This window comes from Bacteroides intestinalis (assembly GCF_003464595.1).
GTDB classification, from domain to species: Bacteria; Bacteroidota; Bacteroidia; order Bacteroidales; family Bacteroidaceae; genus Bacteroides; species Bacteroides intestinalis_A.
Window position 1 is genome coordinate 18,283 of the sequence record NZ_QRZF01000020.1, and the last position, 25,561, is coordinate 43,843.

23 protein-coding genes, 1 tRNA gene and 2 pseudogenes are annotated in these 25,561 nt (G+C 40.1%); 24 read left to right on the plus strand and 2 right to left on the minus strand.

What is annotated here, in order from left to right; translation table 11 throughout:
• The first annotated feature begins 2 nt into the window (after positions 1-2).
• The 21 genes from DWW10_RS20820 (at position 3) to DWW10_RS20920 (ending at position 19,562) form a co-directional block, all read left to right on the plus strand.
• Positions 3-311, plus strand: a complete 309-nt coding sequence (locus tag DWW10_RS20820) for a head-tail connector protein (protein WP_118487312.1) — start codon at positions 3-5, stop codon at positions 309-311.
• Positions 308-622 (plus strand): phage head completion protein, encoded by a 315-nt coding sequence (locus DWW10_RS20825; RefSeq protein ID WP_118487314.1) that lies wholly within the window; start codon positions 308-310, stop codon positions 620-622. Before DWW10_RS20820 ends, DWW10_RS20825 begins: the two co-directional genes overlap by 4 nt.
• A complete protein-coding gene (locus tag DWW10_RS20830) occupies positions 619-1,056 on the plus strand; it encodes a hypothetical protein (protein WP_118487316.1) in 438 nt (145 codons plus the stop codon). Before DWW10_RS20825 ends, DWW10_RS20830 begins: the two co-directional genes overlap by 4 nt.
• Positions 1,056-1,430: a DUF3168 domain-containing protein gene (locus DWW10_RS20835; protein WP_118487318.1), complete on the plus strand. Its 375-nt coding sequence runs from the start codon at positions 1,056-1,058 to the stop codon at positions 1,428-1,430. The genes DWW10_RS20830 and DWW10_RS20835 overlap by 1 nt, the downstream gene beginning before the upstream one ends.
• A 2-nt stretch (positions 1,431-1,432) precedes the next feature.
• Positions 1,433-1,909: a phage tail tube protein gene (locus DWW10_RS20840; protein ID WP_118487320.1), complete on the plus strand. Its 477-nt coding sequence runs from the start codon at positions 1,433-1,435 to the stop codon at positions 1,907-1,909.
• 70 nt (positions 1,910-1,979) lie between these two features.
• Positions 1,980-2,750, plus strand: coding sequence for a hypothetical protein (locus DWW10_RS20845; protein WP_259320514.1), 771 nt, complete (start codon positions 1,980-1,982; stop codon positions 2,748-2,750).
• Positions 2,740-6,327, plus strand: a complete 3,588-nt coding sequence (locus DWW10_RS20850; protein ID WP_118487322.1) for a phage tail tape measure protein — start codon at positions 2,740-2,742, stop codon at positions 6,325-6,327. Before DWW10_RS20845 ends, DWW10_RS20850 begins: the two co-directional genes overlap by 11 nt.
• Positions 6,324-8,399, plus strand: coding sequence for a hypothetical protein (locus tag DWW10_RS20855; protein ID WP_118487324.1), 2,076 nt, complete (start codon positions 6,324-6,326; stop codon positions 8,397-8,399). The genes DWW10_RS20850 and DWW10_RS20855 overlap by 4 nt, the downstream gene beginning before the upstream one ends.
• A gap of 4 nt (positions 8,400-8,403) precedes the next feature.
• Positions 8,404-9,300 carry a hypothetical protein gene (locus DWW10_RS20860; RefSeq protein ID WP_118487326.1) on the plus strand — a complete coding sequence of 299 codons (897 nt, stop codon included), beginning with the start codon at positions 8,404-8,406 and terminating at the stop codon, positions 9,298-9,300.
• A 2-nt stretch (positions 9,301-9,302) separates the two neighbouring features.
• Complete coding sequence (locus tag DWW10_RS20865; protein ID WP_182021496.1) at positions 9,303-11,819, plus strand: hypothetical protein; 2,517 nt, start codon at positions 9,303-9,305, stop codon at positions 11,817-11,819.
• A gap of 14 nt (positions 11,820-11,833) precedes the next feature.
• On the plus strand, positions 11,834-12,046 hold the full coding sequence (locus tag DWW10_RS20870; protein WP_118487328.1) for a hypothetical protein: 213 nt from the start codon (positions 11,834-11,836) through the stop codon (positions 12,044-12,046).
• Between the two features lies 1 nt (position 12,047).
• A complete protein-coding gene (locus tag DWW10_RS20875; protein ID WP_118487330.1) occupies positions 12,048-12,938 on the plus strand; it encodes a hypothetical protein in 891 nt (296 codons plus the stop codon).
• 11 nt (positions 12,939-12,949) lie between these two features.
• Positions 12,950-13,981 carry a hypothetical protein gene (locus DWW10_RS20880; protein WP_118487332.1) on the plus strand — a complete coding sequence of 344 codons (1,032 nt, stop codon included), beginning with the start codon at positions 12,950-12,952 and terminating at the stop codon, positions 13,979-13,981.
• A 1-nt stretch (position 13,982) separates the two neighbouring features.
• On the plus strand, positions 13,983-15,176 hold the full coding sequence (locus DWW10_RS20885) for a metallophosphoesterase family protein (RefSeq protein WP_118487334.1): 1,194 nt from the start codon (positions 13,983-13,985) through the stop codon (positions 15,174-15,176).
• A 101-nt stretch (positions 15,177-15,277) separates the two neighbouring features.
• Positions 15,278-15,736, plus strand: coding sequence for a phage holin family protein (locus DWW10_RS20890; protein ID WP_118487336.1), 459 nt, complete (start codon positions 15,278-15,280; stop codon positions 15,734-15,736).
• Entirely contained in the window at positions 15,737-16,255 is a 519-nt protein-coding gene (locus tag DWW10_RS20895) for a glycoside hydrolase family 108 protein (RefSeq protein WP_118487338.1), read from the plus strand.
• Positions 16,252-16,710 (plus strand): DUF6808 domain-containing protein, encoded by a 459-nt coding sequence (locus DWW10_RS20900; protein ID WP_118487340.1) that lies wholly within the window; start codon positions 16,252-16,254, stop codon positions 16,708-16,710. The genes DWW10_RS20895 and DWW10_RS20900 overlap by 4 nt, the downstream gene beginning before the upstream one ends.
• Positions 16,711-16,860: 150 nt before the next feature.
• Positions 16,861-17,466, plus strand: coding sequence for a phosphoribosyltransferase (locus tag DWW10_RS20905; protein ID WP_118487342.1), 606 nt, complete (start codon positions 16,861-16,863; stop codon positions 17,464-17,466).
• A gap of 4 nt (positions 17,467-17,470) precedes the next feature.
• Positions 17,471-18,049 carry a ComF family protein gene (locus tag DWW10_RS20910; protein ID WP_118487344.1) on the plus strand — a complete coding sequence of 193 codons (579 nt, stop codon included), beginning with the start codon at positions 17,471-17,473 and terminating at the stop codon, positions 18,047-18,049.
• A gap of 5 nt (positions 18,050-18,054) precedes the next feature.
• On the plus strand, positions 18,055-19,047 hold the full coding sequence (locus DWW10_RS20915) for a DNA-processing protein DprA (RefSeq protein WP_118487346.1): 993 nt from the start codon (positions 18,055-18,057) through the stop codon (positions 19,045-19,047).
• A gap of 11 nt (positions 19,048-19,058) precedes the next feature.
• Entirely contained in the window at positions 19,059-19,562 is a 504-nt protein-coding gene (locus DWW10_RS20920) for an HAD family hydrolase (RefSeq protein WP_118487348.1), read from the plus strand.
• 66 nt (positions 19,563-19,628) lie between these two features.
• Here DWW10_RS20920 and DWW10_RS20925 read toward each other — a convergent pair whose 3' ends face one another.
• Both DWW10_RS20925 and DWW10_RS20930 read right to left on the minus strand, forming a co-directional pair.
• A complete protein-coding gene (locus tag DWW10_RS20925) occupies positions 19,629-20,870 on the minus strand; it encodes a phage integrase SAM-like domain-containing protein (protein ID WP_118487350.1) in 1,242 nt (413 codons plus the stop codon).
• Between the two features lie 142 nt (positions 20,871-21,012).
• A tRNA-Thr gene (locus DWW10_RS20930) sits at positions 21,013-21,085 on the minus strand.
• Between the two features lie 200 nt (positions 21,086-21,285).
• Between DWW10_RS20930 and DWW10_RS20935 the strand changes: the two genes are divergently transcribed.
• The 3 genes and pseudogenes from DWW10_RS20935 to DWW10_RS20940 all read left to right on the plus strand — a co-directional run.
• The gene (locus DWW10_RS20935) at positions 21,286-22,962 is read left to right on the plus strand and encodes an SDR family NAD(P)-dependent oxidoreductase (RefSeq protein WP_022393803.1); all 1,677 of its coding nucleotides are present in this window, start codon (positions 21,286-21,288) and stop codon (positions 22,960-22,962) included.
• A gap of 135 nt (positions 22,963-23,097) precedes the next feature.
• Positions 23,098-23,299 (plus strand): annotated as a pseudogene (locus tag DWW10_RS26715) (hypothetical protein); the annotation flags it as partial.
• Between the two features lie 194 nt (positions 23,300-23,493).
• Positions 23,494-25,560 (plus strand): annotated as a pseudogene (locus DWW10_RS20940) (SLBB domain-containing protein); the annotation flags it as partial.
• Position 25,561 lies beyond the last annotated feature (1 nt).

Genomic DNA, 25,561 nt, shown 5'->3' on the forward strand with positions numbered 1-25,561 from the left:
ATATGGCATACATTGAGTTACAACAGGCTAAGCGTCATTTGAATGTAGAACAGGAATTTACTGAAGATGACGAATACATCGAGAATCTTATCGAGGTAGCCGAAGCTGTTGTATCTAAGGATATATGTGAGGACCTTAAGACTTTGGAAGAGGAGAATACTGGTAAGATACCTGCTCCTCTTCGTCAGTGTATCCTTCTGATGGTTGGTCAGTTTTATGCCAACCGGGAACCGGTTGCTTTTGCTCAGTCAAGTAAAGTTCCTCTTTCCTATGAACATTTAGTTTCACTTTACAGAAATTACGAGAAATGAGAGCTGGGTTATTGAAAGAGACTTTGATTTTTGAGGCGTTGACAAAAGAGAAGACACCATCAGGAGCTATTAGCAAGGAATACAAAGAAGTATTCAGGTGTAGGGCTTACCGAAAGAAACAGTCCATCGTAACCGGGGATGAGAATGCAAAGGAACAGTTTATCGGACAGATGGCCGTAATGTTGGTCCGTAAATATCCTCAGATAAGTTATAATTATCGCGTAAAGTGGGCTGAATGTACCTGGGAAATAAAAATGATTGAACCTCGTGATAACGAACTTACTTTAACCCTTAAAAAGTTGAATACATGATACAAGCTTCAGTTATTGACAAAGATAGCATACTGTACTTAGTCCGTAATCTTGAGAATTTTGAAAAGGACAAGGCCATCAAGAGCGGGCTTCGTTCTGCGGTCAATCTCTTTCGTGTAAAAGGCCGTAGCAACCTACGTGTTAGGTTATTGCATCACGGAAAACAAACCAACCATCTTATGAACTCTTTTACCAATCGGGTAAAACGGAATAAACTTGGTGCTTTGGCCGGTTTTGATCGTCCGGGAGGTAATCATTCTCATCTTGTGGATAGAGGTACAAAGCGACGCTATACTAAATCTGGTGCTAATCGTGGTGTTATGCCGGGTAACCAATTCTGGACGGACACAGAAAAAACGGAAGGAAGCAGAGCTATGCAGGCCGTTTATGAGGGCACACAAAAGGCAGTTCAACGCATTAATTCCCGTAGATAATGGACATGTTCAAAATAACAACGGAGGTACGAACTATTTTATTGGATAATCCTAATATTGTTTCTCTGGTAGAAGACAAGATTTTCCCTGTCATAGCTCCGGATGGTACGGAGGGCGATTTTATTACTTACCAGCGCGATGGATACAAGCAGACGTGTACTAAGTACGGTGTAGCCGAGCAAATTCCTTATGTGAATGTTGCTGCGGTATCGGATGATTATAATTGCGGTCAAGAACTGGCTTCTTTGATTTATGACACTTTATCCGGTGATTTTCGGAATCCGGATATACACATACAGCTTGAAGACTCTACAGAGGACTTCATTGATAACAAATTTATTCAAGTATTACAATTTTCAATTCAACAGAAATAATTATGGCAGAAAAAAAGTTAGATTCAAGCGTAGACATCCACAGGGGTGAGCTTATGCTTTTTATCGGAGAAGACCCGATAGCATTCGGATCGAGCGCTGCGCTCGATGTTAGTACGGAAGAACTGGACATCTCAAACAAGATGATGGGAAACTGGGCCGGCTCTCTTGCGGGCAAGAACAGTTTCACTATTTCCAGCGAATCCCTCTTGACACGTAAGGAAGGAGCTATGAGTTTTGATACTTTACTTACAAAACAGATTGCAGGTGATCCTCTTGAATTCTTCTTCGGAAGTGCGAAAGCCGCAGATCAGGATAACTTCGGTGGCACCTTCACAAAGGATACTGCACAGGTAAATTATACAGGGAAAGTGATTATCACTTCTTTGTCAATCAAGTCAGATAACGGGCAGATTGTTTCTGTGAGTGCGTCTTTCAAGGGTGTAGGAGCTTTGGAACCGGTTAAGCCGGTTACTGTGTAATACTGAGAATTCGTTAACAAATGCGTAAGGGCGGTCCTATGATGGCCGCCTTTTTTAATACGAAATAATTATGATGAATGAAACTGTTTTGTATGTAACAATAGCCGTTCTGATTTATGGCATATATCTTATTGCTGTTTATAAGAATACGGGGCACAACGGTAAGCCAGAACCGTCTCATATTTCTACTCCGTTTAAATCCAAGTCAACGTTAAGAGGGGAATTTCATCGCCTTACTATAAAGGCGATTATACGATGGGAACAGATGCGAGGAAAATCTTTCTCACAAATGGATTATACAGATAAAGAAGATATCGAATCTTTGCTTTATGTCATGTATATCACCAGCGATAAGTCCAGGTATACATTTGAAGTATTCCGGCAAGTGCTGACAGACGAAAGGTTTATGAATGCCATGTCTTCCGATTTAGGGAAGATCATGGAAGTAGTGGCCCAATTTCAAAGAAAGGCAATCACATCTGATGTCGGTAATTCCGAGGGTAGTCCTGAAAACATAGGCAGAATAGTTTCTACTTTGATAATGGCAGGACTGGACGCCCATTATGCATTGAACGAGATGGAACTATGTGACCTTCCTCTCTACTTGGAAGCATACGAACAAAAGAAGAAGGAACAGATGGAAGAAAGCCGGATGTGGACCTACTACAACATTCTTCCTCATATTGATGCCTGGAAGATGAAAAACGGTGCCAGAGACCTAATTACTTTCCCATGGGAAGAAGAAGAGATGCGAAAAGAGGCCGAACGTACCATCAAAGAAGATGCAGGGCGATTTGAAGAATTTATGAAAACTAAAAAAACAGACTATTATGGCAGGTAAATTATCATTCAGTATAGCAATCAATCTCTTAACTGAACAATTCAAAAGAGGTGCCAACCAGGTAAAATCCGCATTTGACGGAATGAAGAAGCAAATATTAGGATTTGCAGCAATATTGGGTATTGGTGGAATGGGACTCAGGAATTTCATAGAGACTACATCAGCATTTGAATCGTCCATCAGTAAATTATCAGCTATTCTTGGCACTACTCCTGACAAGATTAAGGCGTTGACAGAGAATGCTAAAAAATTAGGAGAAACAACGAAATACACAGCAGCAGAGGCCGCTAACTTACAAATTGAATTAGCAAAGTTAGGCTTCACAAAGAATGAGATTCTATCGGCTACAGAATCAGTCCTAAAGTTTGCACAAGCTACTGACGCCGGATTGGCGGAAGCGGCCGCACTCGCCGGAGCATCCTTAAGAATGTTTGGGGCTGAGGCTTCGGAGTCGAAAAGATACGTTTCCGCAATGTCTATAGCGACCACTAAGAGTGCTTTATCATTTAACTACCTTGCGGCGGCACTTCCGACTGTAGGACCAGTGGCGAAAGCTTTCAATTTTACAATAGAGGATACCATGGCGTTGCTTGGAAAGTTGGCTGATTCTGGATTTGACGCTTCATCAGCCGCCACTGCTACACGTAACATCTTGCTTAATCTGGCTGACAGTGGAGGAAAACTTGCTACTGCGTTGGGCGGGCCTGTGAAAACATTGCCGGAGCTTGTATCGGGCTTGCAGAAACTGAAAGATAAAGGTGTCGATCTTAACACTACCCTTCAGTTGACGGACAAAAGAAGTGTAGCAGCTTTCAATGCTTTCTTGCAATCTGCTGATAGTATAGTACCACTTCGTGAGGCCATTACTGGTGTAGAAGGTGATCTCGATCAAATGGCTTCTACAATGGGAGATAACGTAAAAGGAGCTATGGCGGGGCTTGGATCTGCATGGGAAGCCCTCATAATTAAGTTGTCGGAAAGCACCAACGGGCCACTGAAAGATATGATAAATTGGTTCACCCAATTGCTGCGAGATATAAAGTCCGGATTTTCCGGTCTGGTAGCATTCGTTATTACATTGGTAAGCGGAAAACTGATACAGGTTATTGGAGGCTTCTTCAAGACCCAATGGAATTTCATAACTACAACTGTCAGCAAAGCAAAAATAGCAGAGGAACAAAAGTTGCTGCTTACACAGAAGCGTATAGAAGCGGAAAAAGTTCTGGAAGCTACTAAAACAGCTTATGAGACCATGGAAAATGGTAAAAGGCTTGTAAGTAAGTCTCAACTGGCAAAAGCGGAGAAAGCCCTTAATGCTGCATCGTTGGCGGAAAAGCGGGCTATAGATGCGGCAAAGATTGCATCTGATAAAGCGACTGCGTTACAAACAACTACTATATGGGGAAAAACCGCCAATACGATTAAACTTGCTTGGGCAAAGGTCGCCATTACATTAAAGTTGCTTTGGTCTGCTGTTTGGCCAATGGCTCTAATTACGGCGATCGGTGTAGTAATTGGAAAGATAGTAAATATGCGCGAGGAGGCTAAACGTGTTAAGAATATTTTTTCCGAATACGAAAAGGAGTTGCAGAAGGCCGGGAATACTTCCGAAGTATCACGAATGCAGTCTCTCCTAAAGATAATGACCGATCGAAAAAGCAAGCAAGCGGAAATCAATTCGGCTCAAGCTGAGTTGAAAAAGATAGTTGATGGGGAAAAATTGACACAAGAAGAACTCGTTAAGAAAGTCAAAGAAAGAATTGCGTTGTTGAAAGAGGCTGCAATGGCAGAAGCTGCATTCAGCACAGTTGGAGAGTATACTGAGCGAAATGCTAAGTTAGCGGGTGATGCTGGACTGTCCGAAAAGGCGATGGGACGACTCGCTAAACTGTATGCCGGCAGAATGACATCTAAAGAGAATTACCATGCTTATCTTAGGGCGCAACGAGAAGAAGCCGAGAAGTCAGGAAACAGAGAGAATCTTAACTGGTATAAGATAGAAGATAAGTTCCCTGAATTCTATGAAAATTTAAAGGTTATTGATAATGCCATTAAAAGAGGAGGCGAACATTTAGCTCAAACTGTAACAGTACTCGATACGGACGATGACGATCCTGATGATGATCCCGAACAAACCAACCTTCAAAAAGCGGAGGAAGAATATCGAGCTTCTTTGCAAAAATATAAGAACCAACTCGAATCCGGGGCTATTACACAGAACAAGTATAATGAAGAAATAGATAAACTTAATTCAGATACGGTAGTCAAACTGGGCGGTATTTTGGGTAAGTCGGCTGATGCAAATGAGATATATGTATCGGCACTACTCGGCACATTAAATCCACGTGTGACGCAATCAGCCAAAGCACAAGCCGAGTTAAGTAGTGTGCAAGAAACATATACTAAAGCTGCAGAACTTGCTAAGGTCAAATTAGACAAGAAACTAATTTCGGAAGACGAATACAGACAAGCGATCATTGATGCTGCTTTGGCAGCTGCAAATTCGGCTGTCTCCATTGAAAAGATAGGAGATGCTGCTGATAATTTCGTCAAGGAAATGCAGGGAGTGATTGGCGAGAATCTGCAGAAGAATTTCCAGATGCCTAAACTTCGCCAACGGGATACTACTTTTGATTATAAGAAAACTGAAACTGATAAACTTTCGGAAAAGGTTGATATATGGATTGAGTATAGGGATAATTTGAAAGAGAAGCTCAACGGGGTAAAAGATAAGACGAGCGATTTGGCTAAGGAAATACAAACCGAGTTGAATAGTGCTATCCAAAATACTAATGATTTTGAGAAAGCTTTAAAGATAGCACAAGTAAGGCAGGATGTGAAAGATTTTTCAAAGGAACTGAATGAAAGCTTATACTCTGGAGTGAAGAATATAGCCAGTAGCTCTGACCGGATGGTCAGTGCATTTGAGAATCTGCGTGATGTCATGAATGATGTCGATGCGTCCGGATGGGAACGTATCATGGCCGTTTGGAACGCAATGACAAATACCATTGATGGGATTATGAGTATCTGCAAAACCATCGAAACGTTAACGGAACTGACTAACAAACTTGTTAAAGCAAAGGAAGTTGAAGCTGTAATCGATAAGGCTACCGCAGATGAAAAAGTTGTAAATGCTGCTCAGGGTGCTGCGGCAACCATTGCCGAGGCACAGGTAGAAAAGTCCGCAGCTACTACCGAAGTTGCAGCCAATACCGCTAAGGGTGCGAGTGCTGCGGGTGCAAGTGCTGCGAGTTTACCATTCCCTTGGAATATCGTCGCCATTGGTGGTGCCATCGCTGCCGCTATCGCTGCTTTTGCTGTCATCCCAAAGTTTGCCAGTGGTGGTATTATTGCCGGTGGTCCAACATCCGGAGATAAGATTTTGGCCCGGGTTAACGCCGGAGAAATGATATTGAACGGCAGGCAGCAATCCAACTTGCTTGAGGCAATCAATTCGGGTAAACTTAATTCTATGCAAAATCAATCGGTTAGTATCGGTTTCGACAAAGTACGCGGATCAGACATTTATCTCTCATTAAAAAACTACATGAAATCAACCAATAAGAAGTTATGAGCTACGGATTAATCTATACAGTACCATTCGCCACTTTGGATAATATTCCTTGTGTGGTGGAGATTGAGAAGGACGGATACGAAGGGGGATCGACGGAGTTGACACCCGGTGTCACTCCGTTCACCATAGATATTAATAGCGAGGAGTTTCTTTATACTCCTACCCGGTTCTCAACAGCAAAGCTACAGATTGTTGGAAGTGATTATCTCCAATCCCTTTTCTCGACTGCCTATCGAGAATATCGGGTAACACTTATCAAGGATGGCGTAATAACTTGGTGCGGCTTTATTAAGCCGGAATTGTACACTCAGGATTATACCTCCGAAAAATTCATTCTTGAAATAGAATGCATTTCATCGATGTCAGTACTGGAGTTTATTGATTACACAATAGAAGGAGACAGTAAGGATTTTGTTTCATTATGGCGTCTATTGCAGCGTTGTGTCTCCACGGCAATCGGTCGTTATACTTCCGTTTACATTCCTCATGTATATGCTTCCAGCAAAGTAGCTTACACGACCGGTGAAAATGTACTTGCCAACATGACGCTAAGTGAACAGGACTTCTTTGATGAAGATGATAAACCTATGAAACTAAAGGAGGTACTGGAAGAAGTCTGCAAGTTCCTCAACTGGACATGTGTCGACTGGAAAGGCAGTCTTTACTTTGTCGATGTGGATCACTCTGGAGTATATTACAAGTATAATGCTATGATGACAAGTAAGGCCGATGCCCAGATCAATGAATTGCTTGTTCAGGATATTGGTTTTGCCGGAGGTAACCATTCTTTGGATGTCCTTCCCGGTTTTAATAAGGTGACAGTAAAATGCAGCAACTATTCGGTTGGGCAAATGCTGCAGGAAGAAGATTTCAATGATTTAGAAGAACTGTCAACTATTGACAACAAAACATCTGATAATAAGAAGGCGTGCCGTTCGGTTTACTTATATCCTGACGCGTGGAATTGCCTATTGTATAGAGATGGAAGCATTATTGACAATAGCATGCTGTCATCTGTTAAAGACATAGCTCCATCATTAGACGGGGCTATGTTAATGAAATACTGTGTATACGAACAAGAAAAGGATGCGAATGGGGTTTGGCAACCCAATATTCATGATTATTCCTTTATAAATGCAATACGGGTACGCTTTCCCTTAAAAGGTACTCCTGGGGTATTTAACCTTATTAATTATAAAGTACTTACTTTTAAAGGTGCATCTGCAACGTATATGGATTGTGCACTCGGTATTAATGCTACAGTAAAGGTTATCAAAGACAATGACATGCTACCTTGGGGAAACAGCGCAGCCGGATATGCACGAAATTCATTAAGATGCCAAATACGTATAGGTAATGAATATTACGGCAACCATTTTGGAGATAGCTTTCATGGCTTTACTTGGGCAGAAGATCCTATGAATTTTGTCATATTGAACCTTGACAGTTGGAATAATGACGGAAAGCTTGAATGGTTGACTCTTCCGAATGATAAGACTTTGGATATGCCTTATAATGGATTAAGCGGCCTAATCGTTCCTATTGACCGGCCGATCTCTGGAGAACTTGAATTCAACTTATTAGTATACAACCGCCAAGGGGATGGATCGAGGGGAGATATGACGGGAATCATAATCAAAGACTTTAGTGTAAAAATCCAGAATAAAGATAATATATCAAAATCAGATAATGATTCGGACAGAACTTACGAAAATGTTCTCAACGAGAATTATATCAATGAACTGGATGAAATCGAATTTAAGATGTCTTCTTACAATGAAGATGGAGCATGCTATAGCAAAGTATTATTAGATGGTGATTATCTGAAAGATAACCTATACAACTGCATTCTCGATGACGCTATTCGTCCCGAGGAAATGATGATCACCCGCTGTATTAATCATTATAGTGCCACCCGTATTAAACTTACTCAGGAAATAAAAGAGCATGCAGATTTATCTCCGATAACGAGATTGTCCGACACTTTTTTGGTTGATAAGAAATTCATCTGTACAGGTGGTACAATCGATTGTCAGATGAATAAGTTCGAATGCGTAATGATTGAGATTTAAAAAGATGAAGAAGGTTACTGTCATATCAAAAACTATTCCTACAAAGCCTCGGTCGGGGAATTATCCCGTCGGGTCAACGGTTGTGCGTACAGGTGGTGGTTCGGGAGGTGGCAATACAACCGTTGTTACGGGTAGCGCAGCTTTGGAAGCAGAAATAACTTCTAATGCAGCAAAAACAGGGCACATCGAAGCCGGTCAGGTTCTACCAAAAGGTATGACATTTACTCAGTTCGTCAAAGCCTTACTTTTTAAACCTACACCTGCTACACTTGAAGGTAGGTTGACAACCGGTAATGACGTTGAATATGGTACTTCGAAAGGACAAATAAACTATACTGCCACGCGCCATGGAAACGGTGAAATGACGAAATCCTTCTATGAAAATGATGAAAGTAACAAACTTGAATTTTCCACGGAAGTGAACGGTGTACAAACTGCTATGCGTGCTTTATCCGGCATATATACACAAGGAGAAACTTATAAGGCTACTGTTGTTTATGCTGCGAGTGAAGACGGATCAATACCGGAAACGACCTTGAACAATTCTATTACTGTGAATGTGCGCAGGAGGTGGTTTGCGGGGGTGGTCAGTGCGATTCCTACGACTTCTTCCCAGGTACGTGCATTATCGGCGAGTGGGCTGTATGCCGGTGCCGGCACGTATAAGTTCACTATTGGCAATTATAAGACTTTCGTCATCTGTATTCCTGCCGGAACCATTAAGGAAGTCTCGTTGGATAGGTATCAATATAACTTCATGGACTTGGATTCTGCCGCTACACCACACAAAATCAGCGTGGAGGGTGCAAATGGATCAGCCGCCGTGGAATATACCATGTATGTGTTCACTTCCGCCACGACAAGTACTGAGACGGATAATTTCACCTTTAAAACAAATTAGTTATGGCACTGGATATAAAAGGGGACAGCTTTGCAGGTCGATACAAAAGAGTGAATGATTACCCTATTGATACTACAGATATATGGGATACATACAATCACGCTCTTGTATATGCACGTAATACAGATAGTGTAGCGTATGTGCCTTATGCCGGGCAGATTGTTTCCGTGGTGGAAGATGGGGCGATTTATAAGTTGGAGAAAGATGACAGCATCTCTGAGGCTGATGGAAAGAAACATTTTAAACTGGTTCTTATTGGTAGCAAAAATGATAATGATGACCGGTATCTGCGCCGGGATGTGGCAGAAACAGTTCAAAAGCTGATGACCTTCCTTGAAGGTATCAACGTAAAAGGTACTGCGACCTTGGAAGAGATCACTTTGCTAAAGAATATAGTATCGAAGAACTTTGCTGCCGGTGGTAGTGGTTTTGGCATCTACCAAGATGCGGATGGAAACTATCATCTGGATATTGATTTCGTGGATATCAGGAAGAAACTTAATGTCGAAGAGATACAGGTCCAGCGTTCAACCTATATCGGTGGAAAACAATACAACACGGCTGCAGGTATCATCTGTAAGAAAGTGGAGGATATAGGCGGAAGTTACAGATGCTATTTTAGCACAACAGATGCTGAGGGTAGGACAGTCAGGAATACTTTTGCGGTAGGCGACTTGGCGATCAGTGAGACTTTTGCCTTAAAAACCGGAACAACTTTTTATTGGCGTTACGTGAGTGGCTGTGGCGATGACTACATTGACTTATCCAAGAAAGATTGCGCATCAGGAAGTGATGTGCCTGCCGTAGGAGACAATATCGTACAGTTGGGCAACCGTACGGATACCAGTCGTCAAGGCGCAATTGTCTGGGACAGCGTAACGGCAGGAGGTCCTTATGTGCGGATATATAATGGAATTGGAGCCGACGGGACTTATACGATGCCTGAACCACTTATTGATTTCAATACTGTGCTGAGTGAAATTACGGCCAAGTTTGTTAACCAGGCAACCGGAAAGGATATCGACGAAACTATTGAAGACCTGCAGACGGATGTAGACCTTGTTAAGGAACAGACGGATAGGGAGTATACACTTTGGTTTTTTGATTACGCTCCGACACTAAATAATATACCGGCTTCAGAGTGGACAACAGAAGCTTTAAAAACGATGCACGACCAAGATATGTTCTATAACCGTTTAACAGGTAAGGGCTATCGTTTTGAGGCGGGCGTTTGGTCTGAAATTACCGACCATCTGACGTTGAAGGCTCTGGAAGATGCTGCTAAAGCGCAAGATACAGCCGACGGCAAGCGGCGTGTTTTTGTGGAGCAGCCTACAACAGATTCGGAATATGATGTCGGTGATCTCTGGGTAAATGCTACCTATAACGATGGTATAGTTAAGTATAAGAATGACTCCCTCGTCTGCAAGACTGCAAAAGTTAAAGGAACTGCTTTTAGTATTTCTCATTGGAATCCTTCGTCTACTGCTACAACGGCCTATCTTGAAAACCTTAGCGATCAGATTATACTTGCCGTAACTAATTCCAATGATGGAATAGAGGCTGCAAAAGAGATTGCCAGACAAGGCATCAGTGATGCATACGACGCTGCTCAGGATGCCTTGAAAGCATTGGGTATCGCACAAGGAGCTCAGAATGCAGCAGATAAGAATACTTCCGCTATCCAAGTGACAGAAAAATCCATTGCTGCACTTGTAGAAGGTATTCATTTCAATAGCGCAGGCAATATTACGAATATCAATACATCCGGATTAATAACCACAGCAGACTTTTCGGCACTGTATGGGAAAGAAATCGTGTATGATAAGGATGGGCATGTAGACATGACAAAGATGTCCGGTCTTATCACAGAGGCAGGCTTAACAGGGATGTTTTCACAGCTGGCTGATACGAACGGTTATGTAAAAAAGTCGTATATCGACCTCTTTGTAACTGCGCTTCCTGAAGGTGGATTTCAGAGTAATGCAATAATTGATGCTGACCAGATTCGGTTTAATGGGAATATTATGGCAAATGATAGCTTCTCTGTGGATAAGGACGGACTTGTGACCATGAAAAATGCGAATGTGGAAGGGAAAATTGTCTCTAACGCATCATTTGTCAGATTTTACACGTTCAAAAATACTGGTGGGTGCTTTTTCTTGAATCCCGCCTATGGCTCTCATTTTATGAATTCAGTTCCTAACCGTATCAGCCAGGCCAAGTATAAACTTCCGGCGGCAAGTGGCTGTGTGGGATTAAGAATTTCATTGACTATATACAATTCTGCGTCGGCTTCTACGTGGGGATATATTAACGTCATTTCAACTGACGGATTTAATCGGCTGGAGCTTGTGAATGAAAAATATGAATATTGTAACACCGTTTCTTTAGATTCCGGCTATACCTATGAATTCATATCTTTAGGTGCATATTGGATTCCTTCGAACAATTCGAACATGTCATTTACATACAATGAACTGGGAGATGAAATATATGAAGACCCGGTTCTCTTATAAAAAAGAAAAATGTTATGGGTTATATCAAGTTTGTAATGAGCATCCGGAAGAGCGATGATGCGGGCAATACCACTCGCGCTGTTATCAGTCGTATTGAAAGTGATATGGCTGATACCTCCATGCTTGAAACAAACTTGATCATGCACGCATTATCCGCGTCGGGTGGAAAGGTAGAACAGGAAAGCAAGGGGTTCCCCTATGATTTTCCTTTAATATTTGGAGAATAATATGGAGTTGAATATAGGTACAAAGGAAGAAAATGAAGGCAAGAACTCTAAAGGTCGTTTGTCAGCCAAAGAATTCAATCAGATCGTTGATGTCATCCAACAGCTAATTGAAGAAAGTAACACCCTGAAAATGTTCTTTGGCCTGATGGCCGGCATGTTGACTGCTGTCAGAGAAGATGGTTTTCACTTTAGTGACTCTACTGGCAAAGATGTGATGAACTACACCTATGATGGTTTGGATGCCGCTAAGGTTACGAAACATTTCATCTCTCTTATCCTAACCACCGGGACCGTCTCTGCCGATATGCTGACAAAGGATGTCGTATCCAAACTTTCGCATATTGTTTCCATAGCTGAAGAGGGGTATCATTTTTCTGATTCTACTGGCAAGGATGTAATGAACTACACTTCGAAGGGTTTGGATGCTGCTAAAGTCACTGAGCATTTCATTTCTCTTATCTTAAAGAATGGCTCTGTTACAGCTAAGATGTTGGCAGATGAGATCGTTATGAAAATAGCAAGTCTGGTATCAGTCGAAGAAGAAGGATATCACTTTCCCGATTCTACGGGTAAAGATGTCATGAATTATACTTCTGAGGGCTTTGACGCTGCACAAGTATCAGAACATTTTGCCTCTCTTATCCTGAAAAGCGGTTCGATAACGACTAAGATGTTGGCAAGTGAGATAATCAGCCGGATAGCAAGCCTTGTTTCCGTTGCGGAAGACGGCTTTCATTTTCCCGATTCAAGCGGCAGTGATGTGATGAATTACACTTCGGAGGGTTTTGATGTTGCCAAGGTTTCAGACCATTTTGTCCAGGTATTAAACAAGGCCGGAGTAACGGGTAGCCTTGAATATGAGGTGATAAATGATAATGTATATAACTTTTAAAACAAAATATTATGTCAGGTATAGCAATCTATGCATCTTCCAATTTGGGTGAGCATTTAAACGTAACCCCTACGCCGATTGAAACTGTCGGTGTAGTCGGTGTTAGTATTAACGGTGATCTTTCGCCTTATGGCATATCTTCCGTTTACACCGTCACTTATCTGCCTGTCTCCACGACTCAGAGGGGAGTCACATGGAGTATCCAGTCAGGTAGTGAATATGCTGAAATCAGTTCTGCGGGTATTCTAAGCATAAAAGAAAATGCGAATCAATCTAAGATTGTCATTCGTGCGACTTCGACGTATGATATATCTGTTTTTGCTGAAATTACCGTTTCTGCAACCTATTATTCCAGTGGTGTGTCGCGTGCTGTTCAGGAGTATTGCGACAGAGTAATAGCCGATGGCGGTGTATTGCTGAAAGGGACTGCGTCCAATACTCAGGATGAATATGATGCTCATATGGTTTTATTAGGGACTACGCCAAAGCTTGATTTCCTTGGCTATAAGTTAAGTGATGGCGGAGTTGTTGCAAAATTGTATTCTCTTGACAGTACTTATGACTGTGATAACTTGACGAATGTTATCGTTCATGATGGTGTCATAACCACTGAAGTAGCCGGAGTGTTAAATTACTCTTCGAACTTTGCAAAAGACGGAACCCTTACATTAACAAAGATGTATTACGAAGGAAATGTGGTACAGTATGGTGGGAAAGAATCTGTTTTTGTAGGAGGTCTATTGAAAGCCAACTATCAACCTATCATACCAGCTATATTCTTCATGAGTAATTATATCAGCGTGCAGTATAGTGCCAGTAAATCGTGTTGCAAATCATTCCCTGTGTCTGAGGTCTCAAAGATGTTGATAGAGGTGAATGGTACTGTCAATATGGATAGTGCTGATTATGTAACGAAACTGATGGTAAATGACGCGGATATCCTCTCCACGAAACAGGACGGCATTGATTATTGGAATGTCGGCATTAGCGACAGGAGCTTTCTTAAAATTTATAACGGTTTTAAACTCTGTATAGCCGGATAATATGGACAAGAAAATAGTACAGCTAAAAGATGATAAGAATAATGTCATGCCGTTACCTGTAACGGTATCGGATGCTGTTTATCTGACAAATGTAGGTCCGATGCGTGAAGCTGTGGGCATGATCCCGGCCAATGCGGATGTGAATGGTATGACATTGACGCAATTTATAAACCAAGCGTATGGTCGTGGTAGTACGTTCACTTTCCTGCACCTGTCGGATACTCATAAGTTTAATCATGGAATAAAAAAGTGCATCGAACTGATGGATCAGGATGCCGGTATTCCTCTTACTATTATCACTGGAGACTTACAGTTAACAGGAGATATGAAGGCTACTATTCTCTCAAGTGCTAAGCCTATTCTGCTAATGCTTGGCAATCATGATGTGGCAGATGATTTTGGCGGCGATCAGATTGGTGCCAGGAATACATATATTGCACCATTTTGCGAGAAGTATGTGACTATGGGTTCAGAGACTTCAAGCTATTGGTACAAGGATGTAACGACGTCGTTTGCTACCATTCGGATAATAGCCTTTGATGAGTATGAGTATGTGACTGTCGGTTCTCCGGCCACTTCTCGTTATTCAGTAGTATATTCGCAGCAGCAGATAGATTGGTTTGTTGAATTGCTAAAGAGTACGCCTTCAAGTTACTATCTTATTCTTGCGCACCATCAACCGGCATCTGCTTTTCGTAATAATGGAACCGGAAAATTTATATCGGAAAAGGCGCCTAATTGGTATGAACATGAAGGTGCTTTAACTGCTATACCGGAACTTGCTTGTCTGCCACATTTGTTACCAATGATACTTGATGCCTATTTGAGTGGTGGCACTGTTTCGGGGGAATATCATTGCGGTGATACTTTGGGTACAAAGATGACACTGGATGTGGATTTCTCCGGAATATCTCCCTGTAAATTCTTGTTTCACATAGGGGGGCATACTCATTGGGATGTCTGCGAATACCTGCCACTTTACCCGAATCAGTTGCAATTGATTATAGATGAGGATCGGCCTGCTCAATATGTCCGGTCTGACTTACCGCGTAGTGAGTCTGATGAAACGGCTTACTGTATCAATAAGGTAATGGTTGATTTTGAAAATAGGAAGACTGTTGTTGAACGTATCGGTGCTCATATCACAGATTCTGGTGCGGATAGAAATGTGATTGAATATCCATTTGTGAAATAAAAAGTCCCGTCCTACTTATCACAAGCTGGGCGGGATAAACACTATATGGCCTTAAAGACCAATATTATGACAAAGATAGTATTAATATTTAATATTCAAAAATGGAAGAAAAAAGTTTTCATCAGGCCGTTGCTGGATTGTTTGGCCCGATAGCCGGCAGTTTTGTCATGGACAGCTTGCAGTTGATGATACCATGGCTCATAGCCATGTTCTGTGTGGTGGTTTGTGATTTGGCGACAGGAGTAAGAAAAAGCTTGTTGATGAAGGAACATGTACGTTTCAGTCGTGCATGGCGTGCGACAATGGGAAAGATGGTTACTTATTTTTCTTTCGTGGTGATGGTGGTGATGGTGAATAAAGCAGCAGGTGGCTCTTTCCATATAGATACTTATGCGTGTTTGTTTGTCTGCTTTATAGAGGGATGTTCAATCATCAGTAATATACTAAAACCAAAAGGATATAACTTTAATCTGGCGGCTGCTATCGGTGTGTTTGCAAAGAAAGTATTTAGTGTGGAAAAGGAAGATGTAAACGATATAATTAATAAGGAGGAAAAATAAATGGCAAATGTGAATAAACTGGCTCCGTTCATCCTGAAATGGGAAGGCGGCTTTGTGAATGATCTTGATGACTTGGGAGGAGATACTAATATGGGCGTGACAATCGGCACATACGGGGCGTATTGCCGAAAGAAAGGCTATCCCAAGCCTACGGTTGAACGATTAAAGAACCTCACGAAAGAGGAGTGGACTGAAATCCTTAAAACTATGTACTGGGATAGATGGAAAGCTGATGAGATTGAGTCTCAATCGGTCGCTAATATACTTGTTGATTGGGTATGGGCATCCGGTGTTTATGGGATAAAGATTCCTCAACAGTTTCTTGGCGTGGATGTGGACGGAATTGTAGGTCCCAAGACCATTGCTACCTTGAATTCTAGGGATCCCCGTGAGCTGTTCGACCGCATCAAGATAGCTCGGTTTGATTTTATAGAGGATATATGCCAGAAGCGACCTGCCAACAATAAGTTCAAGCGAGGATGGATGAACCGGATTAATAATCTAACCTTTGCGTTATGAAGAAGCTGCCTTGGATATTAGTCATATTGCTGGCAGTGGCTTGTGTGGTTGCTTGTTTCCGTCCGCAGGCCGCTAAGGAGACTATACGCACCGAAACTAAGGTAAGTACGGTAGTCCAGATCGAGACCTTGCTTATTTCGCCACCTATGGCGCCTCTGTTAGTCTTCCGGTTAACCGATACTATGCGTATCGGTGACACTGTTGTTCATCGTGAGCAGGCATATTACGAAGATAGCCTTTACCGGGCATGGGTGAGTGGATATCGTCCGAGACTTGATAGTTTGCAGATATTTCCACGTACAGTGTATCAGACAGTGACAAATGATATTTACCACACCATTGCACCTAAGAAGAAGCGTTGGGGATTTGGCTTGCAAGCAGGATATGGCTTCTATCCTGGCCAAAGTGGTTTTTATGTAGGGGTGGGAGTGAGTTATAATTTGTGGCAGTGGTAAAGAAGTAGAAGTGACTTATTTGTGATAAGTGTTTGCCCTGGCTGGTGACGGTCGGGGCTTTTTATGTTATCTAACATTCGATTACTATGATAATATTAATTTATTTATTGTTATTTTTACGTAGTATTAACCTTTAAAACAGAAAATGTTATGTATACCCTTAAATATGATAAAAGGATTAGGGAATTTCGTCATCACAGTTCATCTTTAGTACGAATGGGAAAAGGATTTAATTTTAATAAATGTAAGTATTATGCAATTCATGACTATTATCCTAAATCTGGTATAGGGAATGATGTTGATAAAGAGATTAATACAGTCCGAAATTTTATTTATAGTTTTAAAAATGGTCACAAAGCAGATATGGAATATGCTGCTAAAATTATAGTGGAAAGTATTAAAAAGGAAAAGATTGATCTTGAAAATACATGCTTAATGATAATACCAGCTTCAAAACCAGAGAATACCAATAAGCGTTTTCAAGAATTTTGTAGTATAGTGGCAAAAGCTCTAAAAATAGAAAATGGTTTTAACTATCTTTCTGCGGTTGAGCACGAAGAAACAAAAGGCTCTGTTGATAAAAATATCGTACCATATTTAATATTGAATTCGGAACAATACAAAGGTAAAAATGTACTACTTTTTGATGATATTATAACATCTGGTACTTCCTTTAAGCAAGTTGCTGCTAAACTATTAGAAACTGGTGCTAAAAGTGTTACAGGCATTTTTTTAGCAAAAACAACAAGAGAGTAATGATATGAAATTAAGATATTTATCCGATGACCGGCAATATGCGAGTGCGGGATTGGAAAATGCCTACCATCTTGTGTATTATATACCTAAAGACCAAGATTTGACAGATTGGAGCAAAAAAGTGTCTGCATGTAAAAAAGAGGTCGATCAGGATATAATAGATGAATGTGTTAGTGCCTTAAATACTGAAGGTTTACATTTTGATTATGTTATAAGGATGATGGGGCATAAAGAGACAAAGCCATTAAAGAATGTGCCAATAAGAAGCTTGGCCGTGGCAATTGCTAAGGCAACAGGAGCTATATATTTACCACAGTTACTTCATAAAAAGAAAGAAACTACGCCTATGCACTTTTTGTCATTGCCTGAAAGACAGGCTGAAATAAATGATGTATTTCTGGTAAATGATCGTACTTGTAACTTAAACGGGAAAAAAATCTTAATAGTTGACGATATAACAACGACTTGTACAACTGTTGCGGAAATGATAAAAACATTAAAGAAGGTGTGGCCCAAAGCTATTTTTTATTTATTTTGTATCGCGAGAACGAGCCATAATACACATGCTAACGAAGATTTGTAATTATTATGAACATATCAAGAGAAACAGAATTAATTGTTAAACTAAAACATTTACCTGGTTTTGGACCTAAGAATGTGGAATTAGTATCTAAAGCCATGATTGATTTGGGGCTATTTAGAGATAGTGATATTGAAGCATACGTGCAACAATGTATCAAAACTAATTATATAAGATTAAATAATAAATTGACCTCTGAACAATATAAAAACTCTATTGATGCAGCAAAAAAAAATATAGATCTGTCATTAAATAATAATATTTTTATTATTTCTCAGTATGATAGTATTTTCCCAAAGCAACTTAAGGAACTAAAGTCATATAGTAATGGCAAATTTAAAAATGTTGCGCCACTACTTCTTAATTATAAAGGTGATATAAATGGCATTAATGATAGAAAATCTATTGCTATAATTGGAACAAGAAAACCAACTTCTGAAGGTGAAGAGGCCGGTACATATTATGGGCGGTTTTTTGCGGAAAAAGGATATAATATAGTTAGTGGCTTAGCTCTAGGGTGTGATACTATTGCACATAAAGCCACATTAAATGTTCATAATGGAACAACGACCGCTATATTAGCTCATGGTTTGCACATGATTTCTCCAAAAGCTCATGAAAAAATAGCAGAAGAAATTATTGAAAAGGGCGGAGTGCTTCTTTCAGAGTATTTTTACGGGACTCCTGCTTATAAAACATATTTCGTAGAACGGGATAGGTTGCAAGCAGGATTGGCTATAGCTACAATTGTCATTCAAACAGGGATCGAGGGTGGAACAATGCATGCTGTTCAAGCAACTATTGATAATAATAAGATACTGGCTGTAGTTTCTTATCGAGAGCCGAAAGTAAGAGAACTTGAGAATGTATGTGGAAATGATTATTTGATAAAAAGGGGAGCTTTTCCCCTTCGTGACGCAAATACATTATATGATTTTTTGCAATCAGAGCAAAAGTTACAGTATAAGCCTAAAGATTTGGAAATGCGATTTAATTTTTAATACTATATACAATGAAAAAAGGTGTTATTTTTGATCTGGATCAAACTTTAGTAGACTCTTCTTCGGCTAAGCAATATCGGGATAATAGAAATTGGACTGCTGTATACACTTTGATTCCCCAATTTGTGTTATATGATGGTTTCAATGACGTGTTTGAGCATATTAAGAAGAATGGAATTAAAGTTGGCATTGTAAGTAAAGCCCCTTCCATATATGTACAGAAGGTGCTTAGGCAATTTAATATACCTTTTGATACAATTGTTGCGTATCATGATGTTAGTAGGAGAAAACCTAATCCGGAAGGCATGAATCTTGCTATTAGTAGACTTCAATTAGCTTCTAATGACGTTATTTCATTTGGCGATGATAGAAATGATATAACAGCTTCAAATGATGCTGATATTGATAGTGTCGCTTGTTTGTGGGGAAGTGATAATTCTGATTTATTATTAACTTCAGGAGCTACTCATGTAATAGCTACGCCTAATGAAATAATACCTTTGTTGGAGAATTAGAGATTTGTTGCTTAAAAGAATTTGTAGAAGGGATGGCAGAATAAGCCAATCCCTTCTTGTTTTTTGTTACATCATCATCATTTGCATTTGATTTCTCATTTCAATATATGGTTTGAATACTTCTGGATCATTAACATAATCTATTACTCTACGGATTGCAGCATCAGCTTGGTACTGTTTTACACGTACATAAGAATTGATGGTAATCCCAGTTTTAATAGAATGGCCGAGACAGTATTCGATAATAGGATAAGGAATGCCGATTTCTGCTGCAAATTGAGCAAAGGTTTTGCGAGCAGAATAATAGGTAAGGCTACCTTTGATATTCAACTCTTTTGCAAGTAGCTTCAAGCACTTATTGATATAGCATTGTAAATTTTTGGAAGTATATCTATAATTAAATTCCAGTACTCCGTTTTTTCCCATATATCTATTTAATATACAGGAAGCTTCTAGGCAGATGCCAATTTTTATTTTCCGGTTCTTCTTCTTGTGCTCGCTACTCTTTTGACGTATGTAGCTAATTTCTTCTTCTGAGAAGTCTATCTGTATAAGATCGGCAAAGTTCATGCCACCGAGGTAGAAACTCAACAGAAACATATCTTTAGCTAAAGTCAGCTGCCGACTATGTGATACATCGGTACTAATTATTTTCCTGACAGCTTCGACGGGGATATCAAGTTCTCGTGGTTCTGGTGCTGGGATTGTTGTATAAGCAAATGGATGTTTATCACATCGAAGTAAACCGAGTTTGATAGCTTCATTTACGCGGGCTTTTATGTGACACAGCCTGATCTGACGCCCACCATCGGTATGTCCGTGTAACTTCATCCATCGATCGAAGTGTTCGACTGTGATGTGATTCATAATAACCATTGGTACATCACCCTCTGCCGCATCGAAAACTTTCATAGTGTCTTCCATCATTTTTGCATAGCTTTCCCGACCTTCCTCCCGGATCTCCCTAATCCGTTGTCGCATGAATTCGTTGAAGGTACGGACGTCCGGGATGGCTGTGTCTTGCTGAATAAGGATTGCCTTAATCTGCTTGGCTGAATAATATTCGTAGTTGTCTATGTACTGAAGTCGCTCTTTATACTTCTTGAGTTCAAAAAGTAATCGCCTGTTCATCATTGTTGCATCAGGACGAGCAACGACTTTTCCTTCATACCACTGGCAGGCGTCATCCAGTAGGTATTCGGTTTTAATGTACTCTTTATCGTTCTTGACCGAGATACGGACAAAGATAGGGTACTCTCCAGCCTTGGTAGGCTTAGCGGATAAAATGGTTAATGCTAGTGTTGCCATAAGCTATAAGTTTTAAAGACACTGTTTTTCCACTGTTGGTGACTTGTGGACGGGAAATTGTATCTTTTTTTTATAGCCAATAGGCTGAGGAAAGATAAAATAAAAAGTTGATTATAAGGCATTTATAATCAACTTTTCAAAGAGCCGCTAGCCAGACTTGAACTGGCGACCTACGCGTTACGAATGCGTTGCTCTACCAACTGAGCTATAGCGGCAACGGCTTTTTGTTTTACGGGGTGCAAATTTACAGCTTTCTTCGAAACTACGAAAAGAAAAGAAGATTTTTTTGAGAAAATCTTTCCTAAAGCTCTTTTTGAGGTCTGTTCTGTCATTTTCCTTCTAAAAAAATTGTTTTATCAATATAAAAAATACATCTTTGCAAAAGTGTATATCAACCTAAGATCTGACAATAATTATGAACCTAAAAGTTTATTATAGAAATCTTTCATCCCGCATTGCATCTAAATGGACGATTTTGGCTATTGATATCTGCTTGGTTGTGATTTCTATGCTTTTAGCATGCATACTTCAATTGGGAGTTTCTTCTATAATATATAAGGTGTCATTATATATATGGATGATTTTATTCTCGCTTTTTTGTAATCTGTGTTTCTTTTCTGTCTTCCATACCTATGTTGGAGTTATTCGTTTCTCTTCGTTTGTGGATATTTACAGAGTGTTTATATCTCTTACAATAAGCTATGGTTTATTGGGTATTGGTAATTTTTGTTGGTCAGCTTTTGGATTTGGAGAAACATTACCGAATGGGATTGTCTTTATAGCATATATTCTCAATTTTACTTTTATGGTATGTCTGCGCATTTTAGTGAAAATGCTGCATGAGGCTTTGTCTTTTGATGATCGCCACTGCGTAAATGTATTTATTTACGGCTTTCGCGGGACGGGAGTAAATATAGCTAAATCGATGCGGGTCAGTCGAAATAATCATTATCGTGTATGCGGCTTTATTTCAGATGAACCTTGGATGATAGGTAAGCATACGATGGGGTGTAGGGTTTATGCTAATAATAATAAGTTGTTTGAGCATTTGAAAAGAAAGAATGTACAAACGGTTGTTGTGGCACCGGATAAGCTGGCAGATTTAGAATCATCCGGTGTAATGGAGCGAATGTTGGCCCAAAATATTCATGTAATGACAGTACCACCCTTAAGTAACTGTCTGGATGACGGGATTATAAAAGATATTCATATAGAGGACTGGCTTCGTCGTGAGCCTATCCAGGCTGATATCCGAAAGATTGCTGCTTATATTGAAGGGCATCGGATATTGGTGACTGGTGCTGCAGGTGCTGTGGGACGTGAAATCGTTCGTCAGTTGGCGGCTCTGAATCCTTATCAATTGATATTAGTTGATCAGGCTGAATCTCCTTTGTATGATGTTCAATTGGAATTATCAGATCATTGGAAGAACCTTGAAGTAAAGGTCCTGGTAGCGGATGTTGCTAATCGTAGTAGGATGGAAGCTATATTTAAACAGTATATGCCACAGTTGGTCTTTCATGCAGCGGCTTATAAAAATATTTCCATGTTGGAGGATTATGCTGCTGAAGCGTTGCAGGTTAATGTTTTAGGGACTAAAAATATTGCAGATTTGGCGGTTAAATATAAGGTGTATAAATGTATGATGATTTCTACGAATCATGCTCTGTCACCAGTTCATGTAATGGGATACAGTAAGCGTTTGGCTGAAATCTATATGCGGGGACTTTCGCAAAAAATCAGGCAAGAGGAACTTACTGCTAAATTATTTGTAGTACGCTTTGCAGATGTATATCCAGAGGCTCCCCGTAGTTTGATGACCTTGCCGGAAGCTTGCCTACTGATATTGGAAGCAGGAAATCTTGGTGAAAATGGAGGCATATATGTCTTTGAGGATGAATTGGCAGAGGAAACTGAAGCTACATGTTATGACAAAGTGAGGAGGAGCAGGGAAGATTTTGCAGGAGTTGATAAGGTCTGTAAACAGATTGACTCTTTAGTTGAAAAATGCGAATCGGATGAACCTCTGACAATAATTAACGAAATGAAAAAAATAATTTTATGTATTGCTGAACATTCGGTAGAGGTCTGAGCTCTTGATAGAGACGGTTTTAAATTCTTTTTCCAAAATTTAGATGTAAAATAAATGGGCGTTATAAAATAATATGCTACCTTTGTGCCCGATTTATATTAATTATAGGAATTCTAAAGATTAATCAAATATCTTATGCGCAGATTAATAACACTATTCTTTTTAATTTTCGTCCTTTCTGGAGTGGCTATGGCCCAGCAGATGTCGGATGATCAGGTTATTCAATACGTAAAGGAAGCAAATAAAAGTGGAAAAAGTCAGAAGCAGATAACCACTGAACTATTGCGTAGAGGGGTGACCAAAGAGCAAGTTAGCAGGATACAACAGAAATATTCGGAAAGTAATACTGTAAGTAATAAATCCAATGAAATGCCTTCTCAATTGCGTCAACGTACTTTAGTTGATGATGGGGGAGGGCAGAGAAGAACTACTGACTATTCGGAAGTGGGAATGCCTGATGAGACTGTAGGGGCGAGAGTTGATAATAGAGTAGATAATAGGGCTGATAATACTGCTACTACAGATAATGCTTCTCAAATTTTTGGTCATGATGTATTTACAAACCGGAATTTAACGTTTGAACCGAGTATTAACCTGGCTACTCCGGTGGACTATCGTTTAGGACCTGGCGATGAGGTTATTATTGATGTTTGGGGTGCTTCGGAGAATACAATTCGCCAAAGTATTTCACCTGAAGGAACTATTCAGGTGAGTGGGCTGGGACCTGTTCAATTAAGTGGCATGACTGTAAAAGATGCCAATGCATATTTGCAACGTGAATTTTCAAAAATATACTCAGGAATATCAGGAAGTGAACCTACCTCTCAAATAAAGTTGACTTTAGGGGATATCCGGACTATACAGATTAATATAATGGGTGAAGTTGCTGTTCCTGGAACATATACATTATCCTCTTTTTCCTCTGTTTTCCATGCTTTGTATCGTGCTGGCGGTGTTAATAAAATTGGTAGTCTGCGTAGTATTAAGGTAGTTCGCAATGGTAAAACGATTGCTGATCTGGATGTTTATGATTACCTTATGAAGGGTAAGATGAAAGATGATATCCGTCTTCAGGAAGGAGATGTAATTATAGTTAACCCTTATGAATCTTTGGTGCGAATAGCTGGTAAGGTAAAGCGTCCGATGTTCTATGAAATGAAGCCAACAGAGACTGTTGCTACTATTTTGAATTATGCTGGTGGCTTTACTGGAGATGCTTACAAAAAGGCAGTTCGTATTATTCGTAAAAGTGGTCGCGAACATCAGGTATATAATGTAGACGAAATGGATTACTCTGTTTTCCGTTTGGATGATGGTGATTCCATTTCTGTAGATGCCGTATTGAAGCGTTTTGAGAATCGCGTAGAAATTCGTGGTGCTGTTTATCGCTCTGGTTTATATGAATTGAGTGGGACAGTAAATACTGTAAAGCAATTAATAAAGAAAGCTGAGGGATTAAGAGGTGATGCATTTTTGAATCGTGCACTTTTAGATCGTGAGAATGAAGATTTGTCTCATGAGGTAATTGCTGTGGATTTAGGTGGTTTGCTTAAAGGAACTGTAGCTGACATACCATTGCAGAAAAATGATATTTTATATATACCAAGCATTCATGACCTGAAAGAGGAGGAGACTATCTCTATTCATGGTGAAGTTGCAAATCCGGGTACATTCCTCTTTTCTAAGAATATGACTATTGAAGATTTGTTGGTTCAGTCTGGTGGCTTATTGGAAGCAGCTGCAACAACAAAGGTTGATATTACCCGTCGTATTAAGGATCCGAAGAGCACTTCTTTTAGCAGTGTTTTAGGAAAGACTTATTCATTTGATATTAAAGACGGTTTAGTAGTAGGTGGAGAAGGAGATTTCCACTTGGAGCCATTTGATGAAGTATATGTTCGCAAAAGTCCTGCATACCGCAAACAGCAGAATGTAGTTGTTGCAGGGGAAGTACTTTTTGGTGGTAATTATGCTTTAGTGAAGAAGAATGAGCGTTTGTCTGATTTGATTTCAAAAGCTGGCGGAATTACTCCGGATGCTTATGTAAAAGGTGCGCGCTTGATTCGTAAAATGACGGAAGAAGAACAACGCCGTCAGGCCGATGCTGTTCGGATGGCTCGAATGGGAGAGGGAAAAGACTCTATTTCTGTTGAGAAGCTGAACATATCAGACACTTATACTGTTGGTATTAATTTGGAGAAGGCTATCTCTAATCCAGGTAGTGATTTTGACTTGGTTTTGCGTGAAGGGGATGTTTTATTCATTCCTGAATATATTAATACGGTAAAAATTAGTGGAGCGGTTATGTATCCCAATACTGTATTGTATAAGCGTGGTGAAAGTTTACGTTATTACATCAATCAGGCAGGTGGTTATGGTAATCTGGCCAAGAAGAAAAAAGCTTATGTAGTATATATGAACGGTACGGTATCCCGTCTGAAATCTCGCGATAAAAAGGCTATAGAGCCTGGCTGTGAGATTATTGTTCCAAGCAAGGAAGAAAAGAAGCGGATGAGTACTGCTGAGATTTTAGGTATGGGTAGCACAACCGCCTCCATTGCTGCTATGATTGCAACCATGGTTAACCTCTTTAAGTAAT